Raw genomic sequence first — 22,897 nt, 5'->3', positions numbered from 1 at the left:
CTGCGGGGCATGACCGCCACCTCCACCGTCCCGCCCGCCGCACCGGGGCATCAGGACGCGCCCGGGCGGCGGGACGACGTCGACCTGCTGCGGGTCGTCTGCACCGCCGCCGTCGTCCTCTGCCACACCGCCGCCGTCTTCGTGGACGCAGGCCACCGCGCCGCCGGCGTCGCCGCCGACTCGCTCACCCGGTTCGCCGTGCCGGCGTTCTTCGCCATGGCGGGCTGGGCGGCGCTGGTGGCGTCGCCGGTGCGCGGGGAGCGGCAGCTGCTGCGGCGGGCGGACCGGATCGTGCGGCCCATGGCGGTGTGGACGGTGCTGTACGTGGCGTGGCGGGGCGGTGCGGAGGATGCCGCCGGAGCCGTCCTCGGGTCGGTCGAACCGGCGTTCCACCTCTGGTACCTGTACGTGTACGTCCCGCTGATGCTGGTGCTCGGCGCGGCGGTGCTGCTGGTGCGGCGGGCGGCCGTCCCCCGGTGGACCCTGGCGCTGCTCGGCGTGTGCGCGCTCGGGACGGCGCTGCGCGGCGACGCGGGCGAGGTCACCGGGCTGGACCTGCCGCGCTGGGCCTGGGCGCTGTCGCTGTACCCGCTGGTCTACGCGCTCGCCGGGGCCGCGCTGCTGGGCGGGACACGGCGGCCCGGGCCCCGGTGGCCGTGGGCGGTGGCCGTGGCGGGGGGCGTCGCGGCGGTCGGCGCGTACCAGCTCGGCCACCGGTTCCCCGCCGCCTACGCCGCGCCCCCCGTGGCGGCGCTGACCCTCGCCGTCCTCGCCGCGTTCCGCGGGGTGCGGGTTCCGCAGCGGTGGCGGGGGCCGGTGCGGCGGCTGTCGGACGCCTCGTTCGGGGCCTATCTGGTCCACCTGGCGTTCGTCGCGCCGCTGGCCGGGGCGGTGGCGGCGCGGGCGGGCCGGGGCTGGGCCGCCGTGGCGGCGCTCGCCGGGACCGCGGCGGTCTGCGCCGCGCTGTCGTTCGCCGCCGCGCACCTGTGGGGGCGGCTGCGGCTGAGGGCGTGGCTGGGCTGAGCCGGCCGGTGCCCGGGGACGAACCGTGTCGTACCCGGAACGTAGACTGGGCGCGTGAGCGACCTCCCCCCGGACGACAGCAGTGAGCGCCCCGACCCGCTGGACGCCTTCGAAGAGATCATCGCGGAGGAGACCGACCGCGATCCCGATCTCGCCGTGATCGAGGCCGGCAGCCGCACCCTGCGCACCCAGGGCGGCCCGCCCAGCGCCGACGTGCCCGCCCGGCCCGAGGACCCGGAGGTCGACAAGGCGCTCCGCGAGGTGGAGCAGGAGCTGGCCACCCGCTGGGGCGAGACCAAGCTGGAGCCCTCCGTCAGCCGCATCGCCGCGCTGATGGACGTCCTCGGCGACCCGCAGCGCTCCTACCCGTCGATCCACATCACGGGCACCAACGGCAAGACCTCCACCGCCCGCATGATCGAGGCCCTGCTCGGCGCCTTCGACCTGCGCACCGGCCGGTACACCAGCCCCCACGTGCAGTCCGTCACCGAGCGGATCAGCCTGGACGGCCACCCGGTCAGCGCCGAGCGGTTCATCGAGACCTACCGGGACGTCCAGCCGTACGTCGACATGGTCGACGCCCAGCAGGAGTACCGGCTCTCCTTCTTCGAGGTCCTCACCGGCATGGCGTACGCGGCGTTCGCCGACGCGCCGGTCGACGTGGCCGTGGTCGAGGTCGGCATGGGCGGCGCCTGGGACGCCACCAACGTCATCGACGCCGACGTCGCCGTGATCACCCCCATCGACCTGGACCACACCGACCGTCTCGGTTCCACGACGGGCGAGATCGCCACCGAGAAGGCGGGGATCATCAAGGACGACGCCACCGTGGTCCTCGCCCAGCAGCCGGTGGACGCGGCGCAGGTCGTGCTCAAGACGTCCGTGAGGAAGAACGCCACGGTGGCCCGCGAGGGCCTGGAGTTCGGCGTGCTCTCCCGGCAGGTCGCGGTCGGCGGCCAGATGCTGACCCTGCGCGGCCTCGGCGGCGAGTACGAGGAGGTCTACCTCCCGCTGCACGGCGCCCACCAGGCGCACAACGCGGCGGTCGCGCTGGCGGCCGTCGAGGCGTTCTTCGGCGTCGGCGGAGCCCGCTCCGGCCCGCTGGACGTCGAGACGGTGCGCCGGGCCTTCGCCTCGGTCTCCTCGCCGGGCCGCATGGAGGTCGTGCGGAGCTCGCCCACCGTGGTCCTGGACGCCGCCCACAACCCGGCCGGCGCGCGGGTCACCGCCGAGGCGATCAGGGAGGCGTTCGACTTCAGCCGCCTGATCGGCGTGGTCGGCGCGAGCGGCGACAAGAACGTGCGCGGGCTGCTGGAGGCGTTCGAGCCGATCTTCGCGGAGATCGTGGTCACCCAGAACTCCAGTCACCGGGCGATGAACGCGGACGAGCTGGCCGCGATCGCCGTCGAGGTGTTCGGCGAGGAGCGGGTCCAGGTCGAGCCGCGGCTGCCGGACGCGCTGGAGGCGGCGATCACGCTCGCCGAGGAAGAGGGCGAGTTCGCCGGCGGCGGCGTCCTGGTCACCGGTTCTGTCATCACGGTCGGCGAGGCCCGGCTGCTCCTCGGGAAGGGCTGACGATCTCCGTGCGTACCCTCTGTGCTTCGACGCTCATCGGCGAGTTCTTCGTCATCGGCTTCGCCGGGCTGGTCGCCATGAAGGACCCGGACCTGGCCATGTCCACGGTGTGGACGGTGTGCGGGATCGGCATGCTGGTGTCGGTGCTGCTCTGCGGAGTGATCACCCGGCCGGGCGGGGTGGCCCTGGGCTGGGTTTTCCAGGTGGCGCTGATCGCTTCCGGATTCGTGGTCCCGATGATGTGGGGGCTGGGCCTCCTCTTCGCTGCGCTGTGGTGGGCGTCGGTCCACTACGGCCGCGTGATCGACGCCGCCAAGGCCGCCCGAGCCTCGGCTCCGGCCGCCTGATCCGGTCGGCCGGTACAACCGACCGCCCTGACGATCGTTGCTCGTCATGACGCCCCGGACCTCTCCGCACCGGCGGAGACGGCCCTGGCTTTCCCTTCCGCTCACCGTACTGCGGATCGTGCTCCCCGCTTCGCGGGGCTCCTCGGCCGGTCCGGGCGTCACCTCTCCCGAACGACCCGGTACCCTCAGGCCATCTGCCCCTTTGGCCTGCAAGGAGCCGCATACCATGACCCAGCGCACGCTCGTCCTGCTGAAGCCGGACGCTGTCCGCCGCTCGTTGGTCGGTGAGATCATCGGCCGAATCGAGCGGAAGGCGGACTGGAGGATCACTGCGCTGGAGTTGCGGACCCTCGACCGAAGCACTCTCGAGCACCACTATCAGGAACACGTCGGGCGCCCCTTCTACGAGCCCTTGATCGAGTTCATGGCCTCCGGCCCCGTCGTCTCGCTGATCGTCGAGGGCGAGCGCGTGATCGAGGGCGTCCGCCGCCTGGCCGGCCCCACGGACCCGATCGAGGCCCAGCCCGGTTCCATCCGCGGCGACTTCGGCGTCATCACCCGCGAGAACCTCATCCACGCCTCGGATTCCGAGGAGTCCGCCGAGCGCGAGATCAAGATCTTCTTCCCCGGCCGCGGCTGAGCACCCCCCTTCCGCAGCGCTCCGGGGATGTCGGACCCTCTTGGGGGAACCTTTCCCTCCGATGGCACGTCACCACAGGCGTACAGCGCCGCCATCTGCTGAGAATGGCGGAGACCCTCGCGCAGTGTCCTGGCGGGCGAGACTACGATGTAGCCCTTGCAAGCCTTCACGTCACAGCACCCACCCTTGCCGTCCCCACCGCAAGCGGCTCCACGCTCAACGTGGGACGGCCAGACGAATCCTGATGGGGAACTCAATGTCGTTCATCGGCCGTGACATGGCTGTCGACCTCGGGACCGCCAACACGCTGGTGTACGTGAGGGGTCGCGGGATCGTACTCAACGAGCCGTCGGTCGTCGCGATCAACACCAACACCGGCGGCATCCTCGCGGTCGGGGCCGAGGCGAAGAAGATGATCGGCCGCACCCCCGGCAACATCGTGGCGGTGCGTCCGCTGAAGGACGGTGTGATCGCCGACTTCGAGATCACCGAGCGGATGCTGCGGTACTTCATCCTGAAGATCCACAAGCGCCGCTACCTCGCGCGGCCGCGGGTCGTGGTGTGCGTGCCGTCCGGGATCACCGGGGTGGAGCGCCGCGCCGTCATCGAGGCGTCGACGCAGGCCGGCGCACGCCAGGTGCACATCATCGAGGAGCCCATGGCGGCCGCCATCGGCTCCGGCCTGCCGGTCCACGAGGCCACCGGCAACATGGTGGTGGACATCGGCGGCGGCACCACGGAGGTCGCGGTGATCTCCCTCGGCGGCATCGTGACCGCCCAGTCGATCCGGGTCGCCGGCGACGAGCTGGACAACGCGATCATCCAGCACGTCAAGAAGGAGTACTCGCTGCTCCTCGGCGAGCGGACGGCCGAGCAGATCAAGATCTCGATCGGCTCCGCGTACGACCTGGACGCGGACGAGCACACCGAGATCCGCGGCCGCGACCTGGTCTCCGGCCTGCCGAAGACCGTGGTCATCTCCGCCGCGGAGGTCCGCAAGGCGATCGAGGAACCGGTCAACGCGATCGTCGACGCCGTGAAGACCACGCTGGACAAGTGCCCGCCCGAGCTGTCGGGCGACGTGATGGACCGTGGGATCGTCCTCACCGGCGGCGGCGCCCTGCTCCGCGGCCTGGACGAGCGGCTCCGCCGGGAGACCGGCATGCCGATCCACATCGCCGAGGACCCGCTGGACAGCGTGGCGCTCGGCTCCGGCAAGTGCGTCGAGGAGTTCGAGGCGCTCCAGCAGGTGCTGGACGCCCAGCCGCGTCGCTGACCGGGTACCGCCGGTCGAGTGACGAACAGTCACCCGTCCGCCGTACGGGGCGCACCCGTACGGCGGATCTCCGGCCGGACCCGGAACCCCGGTGTCCGGCCCGGGCGTTTCTCCCGCGGATCCGCCCGTCCGCACATCGCCGCCCGTCGGCACAGCAAGTCCGTAAGACCATTCCGACAAGGAAGGCACGGCCGCCGCACGTGAGGGACACACGAGAGAGCCGGCTGCTCCTGGTGCTGCTGGTCGCGATCGCGTTCGCGCTGATCACGGTGGACATCAGAGGCGGGAAGGACTCACCCGTCGACGGCGCCCGGCATGCCGCGGCCGCCGTCTTCGGCCCGATCGAGAACGGCGTCGCCTCCGCGGTCGATCCGATCGGCAACGCCGTCGCGGCCGTCCGCGACTCCGGCGAGCGCCACGACCGGCTCACCGAACTGGAGCAGGAGAACGCCGCCCTCAAGGCGGAACTCGGCAGCGACTCCCGCGACCGCAGCAGACTCCGCCAGTTCGAGAAGATGCTGGCCACGGCCGGCGCCGGCCAGTACAAGATCAAGGGCGCCCAGGTGGTCGGCATCGGCGCCGCCCAGGGCTTCTCCTGGACGGTCACCCTGGACGTCGGCGCCAACGACGGCATCAGCCGCGACATGACGGTGCTCAACGGCGACGGCCTGGTCGGCCGGGTCACCACCGTCGGCCCCGAGACGGCGACGGTGCTGCTGGCCAGCGACCCCGACTTCACCGTCGGCACCCGGATGGAGGACAGCGACGAGCTCGGCTTCGCCTCCGGCCAGGGCGACCGGCCGCTGCGCGTCCAACTGCTCAACGGCAAGGCGAAGGTGGAGAAGGGCGACCGGATGGTCACCTTCGGCTCGCAGGGGGACAAGCCGTTCGTGCCGGGCGTCCCGGTCGGCGTCGTCCAGCGGGTCGACCCGGCGGGCGGCGACCTCACGCGTACGGTCTACGTCAAGCCGTTCGTCAGCTTCACCCAGCTGGACATCGTCGGCATCGTCGTCCAGGGCCCCGGCAAGGACCCGCGGGACAGCGTGCTGCCGCCCAAGCCGAAGCCGACGCCCGTCCCCACGGTGACGGTCACCGTCACGCCCGGCGCGCAGGACCCGCAGGCCGGGGACGGCCAGGCGGGCGAGGACGGCCAGGCGGCGGCGCAGGACGGTGAGGCCGCGCCGGACGGTGAGGCGGCGGCGCAGGACGGCGCCCAGCAGGACGGACAACAGCCGCAGCAGGAACAGGACGAGCAGTAAGGAACTGGGGGGACCCACCCATGAAACTCAACCGGATCCTGCTCTCGGGCACGCTGGTGGTGGTCGCCCTGGTGATCCAGGTGAGCGTCCTCGCCAGGCTTCAGCTGCCGGGGGCCGTCCCCGACCTGCTGCTGCTCACGGTGCTCGGCCTCGCCCTGGTCTACGGGCACACCGGCGGCGCCCTGGTCGGCTTCACGGCCGGTCTGCTCGCGGACCTCGCCCCGCCCGCCGACCACGCCGCCGGGCGGTACGCGCTGGTGCTCTGCGTCGTCGGCTACCTGGTCGGCCTGGCCCGGCCCGAACACGGCCGGCTGCGTACCGCGGTCGGCCCGATGGCCGTGGTGGTCGCCGCCGCCGTCGGCTCGACGATGCTCTACGCGGGCGTCGGCGCGCTGGTCGGTGACACCGCCGCCCGGGACGTGGGCCTCGGCTCGCTGGCCTTCACCGCGGCCCTCTACGACCTGCTGCTCACCCCGTTCGTGGTGCCCGGCGTGATGGCGCTGGCGCGCCGCGCGGAGAACGACCCGCTCGCCGACAGCTCCTCGGCCGGCGGGGCCCCGTCCACGTCCGGCTGGCTCGTCTCCGGCACGCCCGGCCTCGGCCGCGCCCGCCGCGGCGCCGGCCGGATGGGCCTCGGCACCCGCCTGAAGGGGGTCAAGCGGCTGTGAGCAAGGCCCTCCCGTCGCCCGACCGCCGCTCCTGCCCGAGCGCCACCCCTCGACGCCACCCCTCGACGAATGAGCTGCGCCGATGAGCAACATCCCTGAGACGGGCCGCAGCCCCCGTGTCCAGATCCGCCTGGTCGTCCTGCAGATCCTGGTCCTCTCCCTGCTCGCCACCCTCGGCGGCCGCCTGTGGTACCTCCAGGTGCGCAACGGCGCCGAGTACGCGGCCGAGGCCAGCGGGAACCACGTCCAGCAGGTCGTCCAGCCGGCCACCCGCGGCGAGATCCTTGACGCCCGCGGCGTGCCCATCGCCGACAACGAGAACCGGCTGGTCGTCTCCGCCTCCCGGACCGAGCTGATGAAGATGGACGACGACGGCGAGGCCGTCCTCACCAAGCTCGCCGGCGTCCTCGGCATGAAGCCGAAGGAGGTCACGGAGAAGGTCCGGCTGTGCGACTCCGAGACCCCCCAGCCCTGCTGGAACGGTTCGCCCTACCAGCCGATCCCCATCACCGACGAGGCGACGGCCCGTCAGGCGCTCCAGATCCGCGAGCGGTCCGAGGACTTCCCCGGCATCATCGCCGAACCCGCCTCGGTCCGCCGCTACCCGGGCCCCGGCGGCGCCAACACCGCCCAGGTCCTCGGCTACCTGTCGCCCGTCACCGACGAGGAGATCCAGAAGGCCCAGGACACCGACTCGCCCTATCTGCGCTCCGACCAGATCGGGCGCTCCGGCCTGGAGCGCCAGTACGACAAGGAGCTGCGAGGCAAGGCCGGCGTCACCCGGTACGAGGTGGACAAGCTCGGCCGGGTGCTCGGCGAGGCCGAGGCGGACGCCGGCGTGCCCGGTTCCCACCTGGTCACCAGCATCGACGCCCGGGTGCAGCGGGTCGCGGAGTACGAACTGGAGGAGGCCATGAAGGTGGCCCGCCAGGAGTGGGACCGCAACACCAACGAGAAGTACAAGGCCGACGCCGGAGCCGTCGTCGTCATGGAGGCCAGGACCGGCCGGGTGGTCGCCATGGCCTCCAACCCGGCCTACGACCCCAACGCCTGGGTCGGCGGCATCTCCGCCAAGGACTACGCCAAGATGACCGGCAAGAAGTCGAACTACCCGCTGCTCAACCGCGCCATCCAGGGCCAGGCGGCCCCCGGCTCCATCTTCAAGGTGGTCACCACCGCGGGCGCCGTGAAGGCCGGGTACCCGTTCAACGGCAACTACCAGTGCTCCAGCGACTACTCCATCGGCGGCCAGGTCTTCAAGAACTTCGAGTCCGCCAACCACGGCATGATCAACCTGGGCCGGGCGCTCGAGGTCTCCTGCGACACCGTCTACTACCGCCTCGCGCACGAGGAGTGGAAGAAGGACGGCGGCACCAAGCCGAAGAAGAAGACCAACGACTACTTCTACGAGGCCGCCCACCAGTTCGGCCTCGGCAAGGAGACCGGTATCGACCTGCCCAACGAGGTCTCGGGCCGCATCCCGGACCGCGAGTGGAAGCAGGACTACTGGGAGGCCAACAAGGACTACTGGTGCAAGCACGGCAAGAAGGACGGCGGCTACGTCGAGCAGATCGAGTGGGAGAACTGCCACGGCGGCAACGAGCTGCGCGCCGGTGACTCGGTCAACTACTCCATCGGGCAGGGCGACACACTGGTGACGCCGATCCAGATGGCGGCCATCTACGGCGCCATCTCCAACGGCGGCACCATGTACGCCCCCACCGTCGGCAAGGCCGTGATCAGCCCGGACGGCAAGACGGTCGAGGAGATCGAGCCGAAGCGCAACGGCAAGCTCCCGGTCGGCAAGGCGACCCTCAAGGAGATGGACGCGGCCCTCGAGGGCGTGGCCACCCGGGGTACCGCGGCCTGGCGGTTCGGCGGCTGGCCGCAGGACAAGATCCCGATGCACGCCAAGACCGGTACCGCGGAGGTCTACGGCAAGCAGACCACCTCCTGGTTCGCCACGTACACCAAGGACTACGCGGTCGTCATGACGATCTCCCAGGGTGGTACGGGCTCCGGCGCCTCCGGCCCGGCCGTGCGCAAGATCTACGACGCGATGTACGGCGTCCAGCCGGACGGCTCGATCGACAGGAAGAAGGCGCTGCTGCCCGAGCCGCAGAAGAAGCTTCCGAAGATCCGCCCCGACGGCACCGTGGACAGCCCGAAGATCGACGAGGACCCGATGAAGGCGCTGAAGGAGGCCGCCGAGGCAGCCGCCGAGGCAGGCGTCACGGGCGGGCAGGCCGGCGTCGCGGGAGGCGACCCGGGCCAGGCCCCGCCGGACGGCGGGGCCACTGAGCCCGACGACGGCGCGGCCACCGGCCCCGACGACGGCGCGCCGCCGGAGCAGCCCGCCGGCACGGTCGACCGGGCCGCCGCCGGCAACCGGGCGACCCGCCGCCGGGCGCGGCGGCGGGCGGGAGGGCCGCCGCCCGGAACCGGGGCGCGGGCCCGTACGGCCGGGTGCGCCCGGTCCGCCCGGTCCGCCCGCGGGGAACGGGCCGACTGTGCCGACGGTGCTGCCGGTGCCGCCCGCGCCGAACGGACCGCGGCCCGGGCCGCCCGGACCGGACGGAACCAGGGCGCCGGACGCCGCCACGGCCGGCCGGGAAGCAGGTCCTCATGAGCGGCGTGAACGGCTTCTCCGTCTCCGGGTACGGTCCCGAACGGTCCACCTGGGCCCGCCTGGTCGCCCGTGACTCCGCGGCCCGGCGGCTGGACTGGCCGATCCTGCTGTCGGCCCTCGCGCTGTCGCTGATCGGCACGGTGCTCGTCTACTCGGCCACCCGCAACCGGACCGAGCTCAACCAGGGCGAGCCCCACTACTTCCTCATCCGGCACCTGATGAACACCGGCATCGGCATCGCGCTGATGATCGGCGTGGTCTGGCTCGGCCACCGCACCCTGCGCGGCGCGGTGCCGGTCCTGTACGGGTTGTCGGTGGTGCTGATCCTGCTGGTGCTCACACCGCTGGGCGCCACCATCAACGGCGCCCATGCCTGGATCAAGATCGGCGGCGGTTTCTCGCTCCAGCCGTCCGAGTTCGTCAAGGTCACCATCATCCTCGGGATGGCGATGCTGCTCGCCGCCCGGGTCGACGCCGGCGACCGCGAGCACCCCGACCACCGCACGGTGCTCCAGGCGCTCGGCCTGGCGGTGCTGCCCATGCTGATCGTGATGCTGATGCCCGACCTCGGGTCGGTCATGGTCATGGTCATCATCGTGCTGGGCGTGCTGTTGGCCTCCGGGGCGTCCAACAGGTGGGTGCTCGGGCTGATCGGCGCGGGTGCCGTCGGGGCGATCGCGGTCTGGCAGCTCGGCGTGCTGGACGAGTACCAGATCAACCGCTTCGCCGCCTTCGCCAACCCCGAACTGGACCCGGCGGGCGTCGGCTACAACACCAACCAGGCCCGCATCGCCATCGGCTCCGGCGGCCTCACCGGCGCGGGACTCTTCCAGGGCTCCCAGACCACCGGCCAGTTCGTGCCGGAGCAGCAGACCGACTTCGTCTTCACCGTGGCCGGCGAGGAACTCGGCTTCGTGGGCGGCGCGGCCATACTGCTGCTGCTCGGCGTGATCCTGTGGCGCGCCTGCCGGATCGCGCGCGAGACGACCGAGCTGTACGGCACGATCGTCGCCGCGGGGATCATCGCCTGGTTCGCGTTCCAGGCGTTCGAGAACATCGGGATGGCGCTCGGCATCATGCCGGTGGCGGGCCTGCCGCTGCCGTTCGTCTCCTACGGCGGCTCGTCCATGTTCGCGGTCTGGATCGCCATCGGACTCCTCCAGTCCATCCGGCTCCAGCGGCCGGTGTCGGCGTGACCGACCGGCGGACGTGACTCCCTGACCGGTCCGCGGCGCCTGGGACGGCTTCGGCGGACCGGTCGGATCTCATGCGTTCCCTGGGGCATCAGTTCGATCGCGGTGCAGCCGGACCGTCCTCATCCGCGGGGTGTGCGAAGGTCGGTTCACCGAGCGGTGGCTCATGGACCGTGAGGGAGAAGAGGGCCACCGGGCCTCTCCAACCGTGCGCCTCATGACGTCATGGGCATGTCGGTCGACATGCCGACGAGGCCGGTAAATGGGAGCTTGGCTCTTGTGAAGCGACATCGGTCACTTGTGTTGCCCACAGCTCGAAAGGGACTCCGCGAACTGGGGAGCACCCATGAACTCAGCCCGATCCCCCCGGCCCCGACGCGTCGTCACGGCCCTGTCCGCCACCCTGGTGGCCTCCGCGCTGCACGTGACGGCGCCGGCGCCGGCCCAGGCCGTCACCACGGGCCCGGTCTTCAACACGCCCTCGGGCACCGCCGCCGAGCGGACCGCGATACGGACCCAGTTCCTCAACCTCATAGAGGGCGCCCAGCCGGGCGGATACCTGAAGCTGGCCATCTACCACTTCTGGGACGAGGAACTGGCGCAGGCGTTCGTCGACGCGCACGCGCGGGGCGTCAACGTCCAGATAGTGATGGACAGCAGCGAGATCACGTCGGTGCACGACGACGGCCGCACGTACCCGCTGCTGTTGGAGGAACTGGGGGACAACACCTCGGCGAAGTCGTTCGTCGCGCTGTGCGGCGAGGGCCGTTCCTGCAACTCCACCGTGGTCCCGTCGATCAATCACAACAAGTTCCTGATCTACGACTCCGACGGCAGCGGCGGCTACTCGGCGGTCGTCCAGTCGTCGTCCAACCTCAGCCCGTCCAGCTACTCGAGGTACTGGAACGACGCCATGGTCATCGGCAACGACCGCGGCGTGTACCTCGCCTACAGCCAGTACTTCGGCAAGCTGGTGGCGCAGGACCCGGCGACGTGGAACTACCTCACGCCCACCCCCTACTCGCCCTACGCGTACTACTTCTTCCCGCGCCCGGCCGACGACGCCCGCCCCGGTGACACGGTCACCGGCGTCCTCGACAACGTCACCTGCACGTACACCGAGAACGGCACCACCAAGCACTCCACGATCCGGGTGGGCATGTACAAGTTCACCCGGCAGGCGGTCGCCACCAAGCTGGTCGCCATGAAGAAGGCGGGCTGCGTGGTGGACATCGTGTACACCGAGATGGACAGCGTGGAATCCACCGGCTCGGCCGGCACCTGGGAGGCGCTGCACGCGACCGGTGGCCCCACGCTGCGGTGCTTCAGCTGGGACGACGACGGCGACGAGGCGACGGCCGGCTCGGACGCCACCCCCCGCCAGATCATCCACTCGAAGTTCCTGCTCATCGAGGGCATGTACTCCGACAGGACCGGGCGCAAGGTGATGTGGACCGGCAGCCACAACTACACCGGTCCCGCGCTGACCAAGAACGACGAGGCGCTCCTCAAGGTGGACGACGCGGACGCGTACGCCGCCTACCTCGGCCGCTTCACCGCCGCGCGCAGCGCGGCCAAGCCCGGCACGGCGGACAGCACCCCCGAGTGCAAGGGTGTGAAGACCACGCCCGAGGCTTGACCGCCGCTCGGGTCCGGCCGCGCCACGGCCGGGCCCGAGCACGCCGACCCCACGGCCGAATCACCGGCAGCGGGGGAGCGGCCCGGTTAGCCTCGGGCGTATGGCGGACACCACACGTGAGATCGAGCGGAAATTCGAGTCCCGGGACAGCGGGCTGCCGGACCTGACGAACGTGGGCGGCATCGCCGCCGTCGTGGACCAGGGCGTGATGGAGCTGGACGCCGTCTACCACGACACGCCCGACCTCCGCCTCGCCGCCTCCTCCGTCACCCTGCGCCGCCGCACCGGCGGCTCGACCCCCGGCTGGCACCTCAAGCTCCCCGTCGGCCCGGACGCCCGCGACGAGATCGCCGCCCCGCTCACCGACGAGCCGCCGGCCGAACTGCTCCGGCTGATCCGCTCCCGTACCCGTGGCGCAGAGGTCGTCCCCGTGGTCCGGCTCCGTTCGGTGCGGGACGTGCGTGAGCTGAGGGACGCGCGGGGCCGGCTGCTCGCCGAGGCGAGCGCCGACTCCGTCCACGCCGAACGCCTGGCCGGCGGCCGCGGTGAGGCCCAGTGGACGGAGATCGAGGTGGAGCTCGCCGAGGGCGCCGACCCCGCCCTCCTCGACCTGGTGGAGAAGCGCTTCCGCCGGGCCGGCGTCCACCGCTCCGACGCCCCGTCCAAGCTGGCCCGCGCCCTGGCCGAGACGGAGCCCGACGGCTCCGGCGGGCCGGCGCCCCGCCGGAAGAAGCCCGTCACGGCCGGGGACCACGTCCTCGCCTACCTCCGCGACCAGCGGGACCGGCTGGTCGCCCTGGACCCGGCCGTCCGCCGCGACCTGCCCGAGGCCGTGCACGACATGCGCGTCGCCACCCGCCGCATGCGCTCCGCCCTGCGCGCCTACCGCCCGCTGCTGGACCGCGAGGCCGTCGCCCCGCTCGCCGCCGAACTGCAGTGGCTCACCCGTGAGCTCGGCGTCGACCGCGACCAGGAGGTCCTCGACGAGCGCCTCGACGGCGCCTTGGACGCCCTGCCCGCACCCCTGGTCGCCGGCCCGGTCCGCGACCGGCTGAGCCTGTGGTCCGGCACCCGCCGCGGACGGACCCGGCCCCGCGTCGCCGCCGCCCTGGACAGCCGCCGCTACCTCGACCTGCTGAACACCCTCGACGCCGTCCTCGCCGACCCGCCGCTGCGCAAGGCCGCACGCCGGAAGCCGGAGAAGGCACTGGCCAAGGCGCTGAGGAAGGAGTCGGACAGGCTGGCCCGCCGGGTCGAGCGGGCGATCGCGCTCGAGTCCGGCCCCGAGCGCGACACCGCCCTGCACGAGGCGCGCAAGAAGGCCAAGCGCACCCGGTACGCCGCCGAGGCCGCCCGCCCCGCCCTCGGGAAGAAGGCCCGGCGGCTGGCCGACGACGCCAAGTCCCTCCAGCGCCCGCTCGGCGAGCACCAGGACAGCGTCATGGCCCGCCAGGCCCTGCGCTCCCTGGCCCAGGACGCCGGAAAGGCCGGGGAGTCCCAGTTCACCTGGGGCGTGCTCTACGGGCGGGAGGAGAAGGCGGCCGCCCTGACCGAGACGGCGCTGCCCGCCCGGTGGGCGGACGTCGGCCCCCGGCTTCGTCCGAAGGGGTGAACGGAGGGGCGACCGACTGCGGGTACGCTTGAGAGTCACCCTCCCCCGAAGCCGTCCGCGCCCGGTGGACGGCCGGTCGCCGGCAGGCCGGCGGCAGGGGAGGATCCCCGATCCGCTCATGAAGGTTCAAGGATGTCCGAATCGGTCTTCCCGCAGCTCGAAGCTCTGCTCCCGCATGTGCAGAAGCCGATCCAGTACGTGGGCGGCGAGCTCAACTCCACCGTCAAGCCCTGGGACTCGTGCGACGTCCGCTGGGCGCTCATGTACCCGGACGCGTACGAGGTCGGTCTGCCCAACCAGGGCGTGCAGATCCTGTACGAGGTTCTGAACGAGTGTGAGGGCGTCCTCGCCGAGCGCACCTACAGCGTCTGGCCCGACATGGAGGCGCTGATGCGGGAGCACGGCGTCCCGCAGTTCACCGTCGACAGCCACCGCCCGCTCGGCGCGTTCGACGTGTTCGGCCTCTCCTTCTCCACCGAGCTCGGCTACACCAACATGCTGACCGCGCTCGACCTGGCCGGCGTCCCGCTGGAGTCCAAGGACCGCGGCCTCGACGACCCGATCGTCCTGGCCGGCGGCCACGCCGCGTTCAATCCCGAGCCGATCGCCGACTTCATCGACGCCGCGATCGTCGGCGACGGCGAGCAGGCCGTGCTCGACATGACGGAGATCGTCCGCGCCTGGAAGGCCGAGGGCCGCCCCGGTGGCCGCGACGAGGTGCTGCTGCGCCTGGCGAAGACCGGCGCCGTCTACATCCCGCGCTTCTACGACGTCGAGTACCTGCCCGACGGCCGGATCGCCCGCGTCGTCCCCAACCGCTCCGGCGTGCCGTGGCGGGTGTCCAAGCACACCGTGATGGACCTGGACGAGTGGCCCTACCCCAAGCAGCCGCTGGTCCCGCTCGCCGAGACGGTGCACGAGCGGATGTCGGTGGAGATCTTCCGCGGCTGCACCCGCGGCTGCCGCTTCTGCCAGGCCGGCATGATCACCCGCCCGGTGCGCGAGCGCTCCATCACCGGCATCGGCGAGATGGTCGAGAAGGGCCTCAAGGCGACCGGCTTCGAGGAGGTCGGCCTGCTCTCGCTCTCCTCCGCCGACCACTCCGAGATCGGCGACATCGCCAAGGGCCTCGCCGACCGGTACACCGAGGACAAGATCGGCCTCTCGCTGCCCTCCACCCGCGTCGACGCCTTCAACATCGACCTGGCCAACGAGCTGACCCGCAACGGCCGCCGCTCCGGCCTCACCTTCGCCCCCGAGGGCGGCAGCGAGCGCATCCGCAAGGTCATCAACAAGATGGTCTCCGAGGACGACCTCATCCGCACCGTCTCCACCGCGTACGGCAACGGCTGGCGCCAGGTGAAGCTGTACTTCATGTGCGGCCTGCCCACCGAGACCGACGACGACGTGCTGCAGATCGCCGACATGGCGACCCGGGTGATCGCCAAGGGCCGCGAGGTCTCCGGCTCCAACGACATCCGCTGCACGGTCTCCATCGGCGGCTTCGTGCCCAAGCCGCACACGCCGTTCCAGTGGGCCCCGCAGCTCTCCGCGGAGGAGACCGACGCCCGCCTGGAGAAGCTGCGCGACAAGATCCGCGGCGACAAGAAGTACGGCCGCTCCATCGGCTTCCGCTACCACGACGGCAAGCCCGGCATCGTCGAGGGACTGCTCTCCCGCGGCGACCGCCGCATCGGCGACGTCATCCGCGCCGTCTACGAGGACGGCGGCCGCTTCGACGGCTGGCGCGAGCACTTCTCCTACGACCGCTGGATGGCCTGCGCCGACAAGGCCCTCGCCCCGCACGGCGTGGACGTCGACTGGTACACCACCCGCGAGCGCTCCTACGAGGAGGTCCTGCCCTGGGACCACCTGGACTCCGGTCTCGACAAGGACTGGCTCTGGGAGGACTGGCAGGACGCCCTCGACGAGACCGAGGTCGAGGACTGCCGCTGGACGCCCTGCTTCGACTGCGGCGTCTGCCCCGCGATGGACACCTCCATCCAGATCGGCCCCACCGGCAAGAAGCTGCTCCCGCTGTCGGTCAAGCAGCCCGCCGGCGCCCCGGGCGGTCACAGCCACTGACCCCCCGCACGTCCGCCCGGCGCCGCCGCCGGTTCCCGCACGGAACCGGCGGCGGCGTCGTGCGTACCGGTTTCGTCACCGTCCGCATCCTCCGGCGCCCCGCGCGCGTCTCAGAGGACGTGGAGACGAAGACGGAACGCGTCCCGGAGCGCCGGGACGAGGGCTGCCTGGTCGTGGCGGTGCGGATACCGGTGCGTGTCGTCGCGCTGGTCGTGGTGCTGCCGCTGCGGATGCTGTGGGACCTGGTCGCGGCGGCCGGGCGCCTCGCCTGGGCCTCGGTCCTGGGCCCGGTGTGGCGCGGCTCCGTGCGGGCCGCCGCCTGGCTGGGCCGCGTGCTGGTGCTGACGCCGGCACGGGCGCTGTACCGCTGGGTGCTCGCGCCGCTCGGCCGCGGCCTCGCCCTGACGGCGCGCGGCGTGTGGTGGCTGGTGCGGGGGACCGCGCGGGGGATCGCCGCCGTGGTGGGGTGGCTCCTGCGGTGGCTGGTGGCGGCGCCGGCCGTCGCGCTGTACCGCTGGGTGCTTACGCCGATGGGGCACGCCCTGCGGTGGCTCGGCCACCGGTGCCTGGACGGCCTGCGATGGCTGTACCGCTCCGTGCTCGCCCCGCTGGGACGCGGCGCCCGGTGGCTGGGGCGCGGGGTGTCGTGGCTGGGGCGCATGGTGTGGGCCGGGGTGCGCGCCGTCGGCGTCGCCCTGGGCACGGCGGTCGCCTGGCTGGCGCGGTGGCTGCTCTTCGTCCCGGCGGTCGCGCTGTACCGGTGGGTGCTCACTCCGCTGGGCCACCTGACCGCCTGGGTCGTGAGGGGCGTCGTCGCGGGGGCGGCCTGGCTGCTGCGACATCTGGTGGTGGCGCCGCTCACCGCCGTGGGCCGGGTGCTCGCCGTGGTCCTGCGCGAGGTGGCGGACGCGCTCGGACACGCCTGGCGGATCGCCGGACGGATCTCCCTCGCCGTCGGACGGGGCCTGGCGACGCTGCTGCGGTGGATCTTCGTCGAGCCGGTCCGATGGGCCTGGCGGGCGGTGTTCGCACCGGCCGGACGCCTCGTCCGTGACGTGCTGCTGCGCCCGCTGGGCCGTGCGGCGCGTGAGGCCGGCCGTGCGCTCGGGAACGCGCTGGTCACCGCCCGCGTGACGGTCCGTGAGGTACGCCGGGAGGTGCGGACCGCCCTCTTCGGGAGCCCCCGCGAGGGCCTGGCCCGGCCGGCCGTCGAGGACCGGCGGGAACCCACGGGCCCGGAAGCGCGTACTCTTGGTAGCAGTACGACCGCACTCACGAAGGATTAGAGCACTGGGCAAGCGACAGCCCGAAGGCCCGCCGCCGGCACCCGCGGTGCAGCGCATCCGACTGCGTTACACCAAGCGCGGCCGCCTCCGGTTCACCAGCCACCGCGACTTCCAGCGCGCCTTCGAGCGCGCGCTGCGCCGCGCCGACGTACCCATGGCCTACTCGGCGGGGTTCACGCCGCATCCGAAGGTGTCGTACGCCAATGCCGCACCCACCGGCACGGGCAGTGAGGCGGAGTACCTGGAGATCGCGCTCACCGAGTCGCGTGACCCGCAGAAGCTGCGTGAGCTGCTCGACGAGTCGCTGCCCGACGGGCTCGACGTGATCGACGCGGTGCAGGCCCGCACGTCCGGCCTCGCCGACCGGCTCACGGCGTCCGTGTGGGAGCTCCGCCTGGACGGCGTGGCCCCCGAGGACGCGGCCCGCGCGGTCGAGGCCTTCGAGAAGGCCGAGACCGTCGAAGTACAACGCATGACCAAGAACGGTGTCCGCACCTTCGACGCCCGCAGCGCCGTCGTCAGCCTGGAAGCCCGGGCAGCCGGTGGCGAAGATGGGCCCGGTGACCACCCCTGTGCGATACTGCGCCTGGTTGTTCGGCACGTGACGCCTGCCGTGCGACCCGACGACGTCCTGTCCGGCCTCCGTGTGGTGGCTGACCTGGCGCCGCCGGTCCCCGCAGCGGTGACCAGGCTGGCGCAGGGGCTCTTCGACGAAGAGACCGGCACGGTGACCGACCCGCTCGCGCCCGACCGCGAGGCAGATTCCTCTGCCGCCGCGCAGGCGCCGGCGCCGGAAGGTCCCGCGTAGGGACGAACGCCGTAGCGCCGCCCTGGAACTCGGGAGCCACCTGGGCCGGGCAGCGCGCACGACACCACAAGACTTTCGCCAGGCCGTACGCAACACGGCGTACGGAACCGGCGAGACAGGACTAGTAGTGCTCCCGTGCGGCGCCCTCGCCCCGGACGGCGGCGACGCGCACAGCGCGAGCCGCGGACGTCACCGGCACCCGCCGGACCAGGCGCGGCGCCCGGGAGCCTGACGGGAGATACGCCCGCATGCTCGGACCGACCGAACCCACCAACGAGGGTTCCGACCAGAACGACAGCCCCAGCGACACCCTGCCGCCGCGTCGTCGGCGCAGGGCCGCGTCCCGGCCGGCGGGACCGCCCGCCGGAGCCGCGGAAGCCACCGGGGCCGCCGCCGACACCACCACCGACACCACCACCGCCGACACCCCGGCCGCGGCCGAGGGGTCCGCCCCGGCGCCCGCCGCCGAGGCCGGGACGCCCGCCGTGGAGGAGGCCGCCCCGGCCCCGCGCCGCCGCCGTGCCGTCCGCCGCGCCTCGGCCCCCGCCGGCGCGCCCGAGGCCGCCGGGACCCCGGCCGCCGAAGCCCCCGCCGCCGAGACCCCGGCCGCCGGAACCCCTGCCACGGCCGAGGCCGACGTGCCTGCCGCCGACGAGGCCCCCGCCGCGCCGCGCCGTACCCGCCGCCGTGCCGTCCGCCCGGCCGCCGCGCCCACCGCCGCCGAGCAGGCCGCCGCCGAGGCGCAGGCCGCCGCGGCGAAGGAGGAGGACGCCGCCGTCGAGGAGGCCCCTGCCGAGGCCGAGGCCGAGGTCGAGCCCGAGGCCGTCACCGAGGACGAGGCGCCCGCCGTGGAGGAGGCCGCCCCGGCCCCGCGCCGCCGCCGTGCCGTCCGCCGCGCCTCTGCCCCCGCCGGCGCGCCCGAGGCCGCCGAGGTGGTCACGGCCCCCGAGACCGCCGCCCCCGAGGCGCCCGCCGCCTCGAAGCCGGCCGCCGAGGCCGACCAGGCCGCGGAGGCCGCCGCCGTGGAGGAACCCTCCGCCGCGCCGCGCCGTACCCGCCGCCGTGCCACCCGCCCGGCCGCCGCCCCGTCCGCCGAGGACCTGGCCCGCGCCGAGGCGCAGCGCGCCGAGGCGGCCGCCGCCGAGAGCGAGGCCGCCGAGACGAAGGCCGCCGAGTCCAAGGCCGCCGCGGAGCCGGTGGCCGAGGGCGAGGCCGAGGGCCGTCGTCCGCGCCGCCGCGCCGTGCGCCGCCCCGCCGGCGGTTTCACCTCGCCGCGCGCCGCCGAGGCCGAGGCCCCGCGCCGCCCGGGCCGTGCCGCGGCCCCGGTGTTCCAGGCCCCGGTCTTCACCGAGCCGATGTTCCAGACGCCCGAGCGCGCCGCCTACGAGGCCGCGCAGGAGGCCGCCCGGGTCACCGAGCCGGAGGCGCCCGCCGCCGTGGAGGAGGACGAGGAGCAGACCGGTCCCCGTCGCCGCAACCGCCGCCGCCGCGGTGGTGAGGAGAACGCTCCCGCGGTGACCGAGCAGGCGCGGGCCGCGGAGCCCGAGGCCGAGGCCGCCGACGAGGCCGCCGACGAGGCGGACCAGGGCGACCGCGCCGACCAGGGCGACTTCGAGGAGACCGGCTCCCGCCGTCGTCGCCGCAGGGGCGGCCGCCGTCGCCGTCGCGGCGAGGCCGGCGACGTCGAGTCCGCCGATGAGGCAGAGGCCGAGGAGACCGCCGCCGAGCAGGCGGAGCAGGACGCCGAGGACACCGCGGAGCAGATCGCCGAGGACGTCTCCGACGCCGAGGAGGCCGAGGACACCGACGAGGACGCGCGCGAGGCCGAGGAGGGCCGCGAGCAGTCCGGCGGCTCCAGCAGCTCCCGCCGTCGCCGTCGTCGCCGTCGCCGCGCCGGTGACACGGCCGGCGAGGCCGAGTCGTCGCAGGACGACCCGGAGCGCACCGTCGTCAAGGTCCGCGAGCCCCGCAAGAAGGAGGAGCGCTCCGGCGACGCCGCCGACGAGGTGCAGTCCATCAAGGGCTCCACCCGTCTGGAGGCCAAGAAGCAGCGCCGCCGCGAGGGCCGCGAGCAGGGCCGCCGCCGCGTGCCGATCATCACCGAGGCCGAGTTCCTGGCCCGCCGTGAGGCCGTCGAGCGCGTGATGGTGGTCCGCCAGCACGGCGACCGCACCCAGATCGGCGTGCTCGAGGACAACATCCTCGTCGAGCACTACGTCAACAAGGAGCAGTCGACCTCCTACGTCGGCAACGTCTACCTCGGCAAGGTGCAGAACGTCCTGCCGTCGATGGAGGCCGCCTTCATCGACATCGGCAAGGGCCGCAACGCGGTGCTCTACGCCGGCGAGGTCAACTTCGAGGCGCTCGGCATGGCCCACGGGCCGCGCCGCATCGAGACCGCGCTGAAGTCCGGCCAGTCCGTCCTGGTCCAGGTCACCAAGGACCCGATCGGCCACAAGGGCGCCCGCCTGACCAGCCAGGTCTCGCTGCCCGGCCGCTACCTGGTCTACGTCCCCGAGGGGTCGATGACCGGCATCAGCCGCAAGCTGCCCGACACCGAGCGCGCCCGGCTGAAGACCATCCTCAAGAAGATCGTTCCCGAGGACGCCGGCGTCATCGTGCGCACCGCCGCCGAGGGCGCCAGCGAGGACGAGCTGCGCCGCGACGTCGAGCGTCTGCAGGCGCAGTGGGAGGAGATCCAGCAGAAGGCGAAGAAGGGCAACGCGCCGACGCTGCTCTACGGTGAGCCGGACATGACGGTCCGGGTCGTCCGCGACATCTTCAACGAGGACTTCACCAAGGTCGTCGTCAGCGGTGACGAGGCCTGGCGCACCATCCACGGCTACGTCGCGGGCGTCGCGCCGGACCTGGCGGACCGCCTCCAGCGGTGGACCTCCGAGGTCGACGTGTTCGCCACGTACCGGATCGACGAGCAGCTCGCCAAAGCGCTGGACCGCAAGGTCTGGCTGCCCAGCGGTGGCTCGCTGGTGATCGACCGGACCGAGGCGATGATCGTCGTCGACGTCAACACCGGCAAGTTCACCGGTCAGGGCGGCAACCTCGAGGAGACCGTCACCCGCAACAACCTGGAGGCGGCCGAGGAGATCGTCCGCCAGCTGCGGCTGCGTGACCTCGGCGGCATCATCGTCATCGACTTCATCGACATGGTGCTGGAGTCCAACCGGGACCTCGTGCTGCGGCGTCTGCTGGAGTGCCTGGGCCGGGACCGGACCAAGCACCAGGTCGCCGAGGTCACCTCGCTCGGCCTGGTCCAGATGACCCGCAAGCGGGTCGGCCAGGGCCTGCTGGAGTCCTTCTCCGAGACCTGCGTCCACTGCAACGGCCGCGGTCTGGTAGTGCACCTGGACCAGCCGGCCTTCGCCGGCGGCGGTGGCAAGAAGAAGAAGCGCGGCGGTGCGCGGGACGGGCAGCAGGAGCAGCCCCACGAGCACGAGCCGTCCGCCCTGGTCGCCGAGGCGCCGTCCGCCGAGGAGGAGGCCGAGCTCGAGCGCGAGGCGTCCACCGTCACGGAGTCCACGGAGGAGCCGATCGCGCTGCCCGCCCCGGACTTCGCGGCCGACGAGGAGCTGTACAGCAGCGTCGCCGAGGCGGAGGCCGCGGCCGGTCGCCGTGGACGCCGTCGCACCGGTCGCCGCGCCACCGCCCCGGCCGGTGCGCCGCGCGGTGAGGACGGCGAGGCGTTCGAGGTCAGGGAGCCGCGGGAGACCAAGGCGCAGGCGCGTAGCCGACGCCGGGCCGAGCAGGCCGCCGAGGACGCCCGTGCCGCTGCCGCCGAGCAGGCCGCGCCGACCGCGCAGGAGGTGACGGCCGCCGAGGAGGCCGCGCGTCCGGTGGTGGCGGAGTCCGTCGCCGAGGCGCAGGCCGAGCCGGTCGCCGTGGAGGACCCGGTGGTCCCCTCCGCGACCGCCGAGACCGCCGAGGCGGGCGAGCCGGTCGCGGAGGAGGCGCCCAAGCGGGGCCGCCGCCGTGCCACCCGCCGGGTCTCGGCGCCCGCCGGTGCCCCCGCGGCCGCCGAGGAGGCGGCGGTGACCGTGGTGGAGCCGGCGCCCGCCGCCGAGACGGAGCCCGCCGCCGCGGAGCCGGCAGCGGAGCCCGTGGCCGAGCCGGCTGCCGAACCGGTGGCCGAGGCCGCGCCCCCGGCGCGTCCGCGTCGCCGCGCGGTCCGCAAGGCGACGGCGCCGACGGCCCCGGCCGAGGCCGCCGTGGTGGTCCTGCCGGCCGCCGGCCCGGACAGCCCGGAGGCCGCCGAGGCCGCCGGTGCCGCAGAGCCTGCTGAGGCCGCTCAGGTCGAGGCCAAGCCGGCTCGCAAGACGGCCAAGAAGGCCGCGGTCAAGAAGACGGCGGCCAAGAAGGCGGCCCCGGCGAAGAAGACCGCCGCCAAGAAGGCGACGGCTGCCAAGTCGACGGCCAAGAAGGCCACGACGAAGAAGGCCGCCGCCAAGAAGACGGCGAAGAAGACCGCTGCCGCCGAGCAGCAGGCGCCGTCCTCGGTCACCGCCACCACGGAGGACTGACCGAGCGGCACCGCCCGCCGAGGAGCCCGCCGGTTCCGGCCCCCCGAAGGGGACCGGAACCGGCGGGCTCCTTCTCGTCCGGGCGCCTCGCCCGGGGAGAGGACCCCGCCCGGGGTGGGAGGGTGTGGCTCACGGGCTTGTCTCGGGGTGGCGGGCCACCCGGCTCGTTGTCCGGTCCGGGTGACGCGTCCCGCCCGAAGGGGCAGGTGCGGGGCGGCTCGTCCCACCCAGGAGCCCCGTCCGGACCCCGCGGGCGGGTCCGGGGCAAACGGGGGTCCTGCCCGGAGCCTGTGGCCCGGTCCGGGGCCGCGGGGACCGTCCT

Annotated in this window: 15 protein-coding genes; all 15 read left to right on the top strand. The window is 73.2% G+C overall.

The genetic code is table 11. The features are described 5' to 3' along the window. Positions 1-9: 9 nt before the first annotated feature. The 15 genes from GBN72_RS20095 to GBN72_RS20025 all read left to right on the top strand — a co-directional run bounded on the left by GBN72_RS20095 (position 10) and on the right by GBN72_RS20025 (position 22,575). Positions 10-1,023 carry an acyltransferase family protein gene (locus GBN72_RS20095; RefSeq protein ID WP_151773217.1) on the top strand — a complete coding sequence of 338 codons (1,014 nt, stop codon included), beginning with the start codon at positions 10-12 and terminating at the stop codon, positions 1,021-1,023. Between the two features lie 54 nt (positions 1,024-1,077). Beyond that, entirely contained in the window at positions 1,078-2,598 is a 1,521-nt protein-coding gene (gene folC, locus GBN72_RS20090; RefSeq protein ID WP_151773216.1) for a bifunctional tetrahydrofolate synthase/dihydrofolate synthase, read from the top strand. 8 nt (positions 2,599-2,606) lie between these two features. Beyond that, the gene (locus GBN72_RS20085; RefSeq protein WP_151773215.1) at positions 2,607-2,945 is read left to right on the top strand and encodes a DUF4233 domain-containing protein; all 339 of its coding nucleotides are present in this window, start codon (positions 2,607-2,609) and stop codon (positions 2,943-2,945) included. A 226-nt stretch (positions 2,946-3,171) separates the two neighbouring features. Further along, entirely contained in the window at positions 3,172-3,585 is a 414-nt protein-coding gene (gene ndk / locus GBN72_RS20080; protein WP_151773214.1) for a nucleoside-diphosphate kinase, read from the top strand. 256 nt (positions 3,586-3,841) lie between these two features. Then, positions 3,842-4,861 (top strand): rod shape-determining protein, encoded by a 1,020-nt coding sequence (locus GBN72_RS20075; protein ID WP_151773339.1) that lies wholly within the window; start codon positions 3,842-3,844, stop codon positions 4,859-4,861. A gap of 200 nt (positions 4,862-5,061) precedes the next feature. After that, positions 5,062-6,120, top strand: a complete 1,059-nt coding sequence (gene mreC, locus GBN72_RS20070; protein WP_151773213.1) for a rod shape-determining protein MreC — start codon at positions 5,062-5,064, stop codon at positions 6,118-6,120. 20 nt (positions 6,121-6,140) lie between these two features. Next, positions 6,141-6,788, top strand: a complete 648-nt coding sequence (gene mreD / locus GBN72_RS20065) for a rod shape-determining protein MreD (RefSeq protein WP_151773212.1) — start codon at positions 6,141-6,143, stop codon at positions 6,786-6,788. Between the two features lie 82 nt (positions 6,789-6,870). Beyond that, a complete protein-coding gene (gene mrdA, locus GBN72_RS20060) occupies positions 6,871-9,417 on the top strand; it encodes a penicillin-binding protein 2 (protein ID WP_151773211.1) in 2,547 nt (848 codons plus the stop codon). Further along, positions 9,414-10,613 carry a rod shape-determining protein RodA gene (gene rodA / locus GBN72_RS20055; protein ID WP_151773210.1) on the top strand — a complete coding sequence of 400 codons (1,200 nt, stop codon included), beginning with the start codon at positions 9,414-9,416 and terminating at the stop codon, positions 10,611-10,613. Before mrdA ends, rodA begins: the two co-directional genes overlap by 4 nt. A gap of 343 nt (positions 10,614-10,956) precedes the next feature. Next, positions 10,957-12,249: a phospholipase D-like domain-containing protein gene (locus GBN72_RS20050; RefSeq protein ID WP_151773209.1), complete on the top strand. Its 1,293-nt coding sequence runs from the start codon at positions 10,957-10,959 to the stop codon at positions 12,247-12,249. A 100-nt stretch (positions 12,250-12,349) separates the two neighbouring features. After that, a complete protein-coding gene (locus GBN72_RS20045; protein WP_151773208.1) occupies positions 12,350-13,861 on the top strand; it encodes a CYTH and CHAD domain-containing protein in 1,512 nt (503 codons plus the stop codon). A gap of 132 nt (positions 13,862-13,993) precedes the next feature. After that, on the top strand, positions 13,994-15,946 hold the full coding sequence (locus GBN72_RS20040; protein ID WP_151773207.1) for a TIGR03960 family B12-binding radical SAM protein: 1,953 nt from the start codon (positions 13,994-13,996) through the stop codon (positions 15,944-15,946). Between the two features lie 119 nt (positions 15,947-16,065). Further along, positions 16,066-17,232 (top strand): hypothetical protein, encoded by a 1,167-nt coding sequence (locus GBN72_RS20035; protein ID WP_151773206.1) that lies wholly within the window; start codon positions 16,066-16,068, stop codon positions 17,230-17,232. Between the two features lie 46 nt (positions 17,233-17,278). Further along, positions 17,279-18,040, top strand: a complete 762-nt coding sequence (locus GBN72_RS20030) for a TIGR03936 family radical SAM-associated protein (RefSeq protein WP_151773205.1) — start codon at positions 17,279-17,281, stop codon at positions 18,038-18,040. A 248-nt stretch (positions 18,041-18,288) separates the two neighbouring features. Continuing rightward, positions 18,289-22,575, top strand: coding sequence for an Rne/Rng family ribonuclease (locus tag GBN72_RS20025; protein ID WP_151773204.1), 4,287 nt, complete (start codon positions 18,289-18,291; stop codon positions 22,573-22,575). Positions 22,576-22,897 lie beyond the last annotated feature (322 nt).

The organism is Streptomyces abyssomicinicus, from assembly GCF_008974245.1.
GTDB classification, from domain to species: domain Bacteria; phylum Actinomycetota; class Actinomycetes; order Streptomycetales; family Streptomycetaceae; genus Streptomyces; species Streptomyces abyssomicinicus.
The sequence above is the reverse complement of the archived record's forward strand: the minus strand, read 5'-3'. Positions and strand labels throughout refer to the sequence as shown.

Bases quoted from the DNA above. Each gene is read 5' to 3' on its own strand.
- GBN72_RS20095 (WP_151773217.1), top strand. From the start codon at position 10: ATGACCGCCACCTCCACCGTCCCGCCCGCCGCACCGGGGCATCAGGAC.
- ndk (WP_151773214.1), top strand. From the start codon at position 3,172: ATGACCCAGCGCACGCTCGTCCTGCTGAAGCCGGACGCTGTCCGCCGC.
- GBN72_RS20075 (WP_151773339.1), top strand. From the start codon at position 3,842: ATGTCGTTCATCGGCCGTGACATGGCTGTCGACCTCGGGACCGCCAAC.
- mreD (WP_151773212.1), top strand. From the start codon at position 6,141: ATGAAACTCAACCGGATCCTGCTCTCGGGCACGCTGGTGGTGGTCGCC.
- mrdA (WP_151773211.1), top strand. From the start codon at position 6,871: ATGAGCAACATCCCTGAGACGGGCCGCAGCCCCCGTGTCCAGATCCGC.
- rodA (WP_151773210.1), top strand. From the start codon at position 9,414: ATGAGCGGCGTGAACGGCTTCTCCGTCTCCGGGTACGGTCCCGAACGG.
- GBN72_RS20050 (WP_151773209.1), top strand. From the start codon at position 10,957: ATGAACTCAGCCCGATCCCCCCGGCCCCGACGCGTCGTCACGGCCCTG.
- GBN72_RS20045 (WP_151773208.1), top strand. From the start codon at position 12,350: ATGGCGGACACCACACGTGAGATCGAGCGGAAATTCGAGTCCCGGGAC.
- GBN72_RS20040 (WP_151773207.1), top strand. From the start codon at position 13,994: ATGTCCGAATCGGTCTTCCCGCAGCTCGAAGCTCTGCTCCCGCATGTG.
- GBN72_RS20025 (WP_151773204.1), top strand. From the start codon at position 18,289: ATGCTCGGACCGACCGAACCCACCAACGAGGGTTCCGACCAGAACGAC.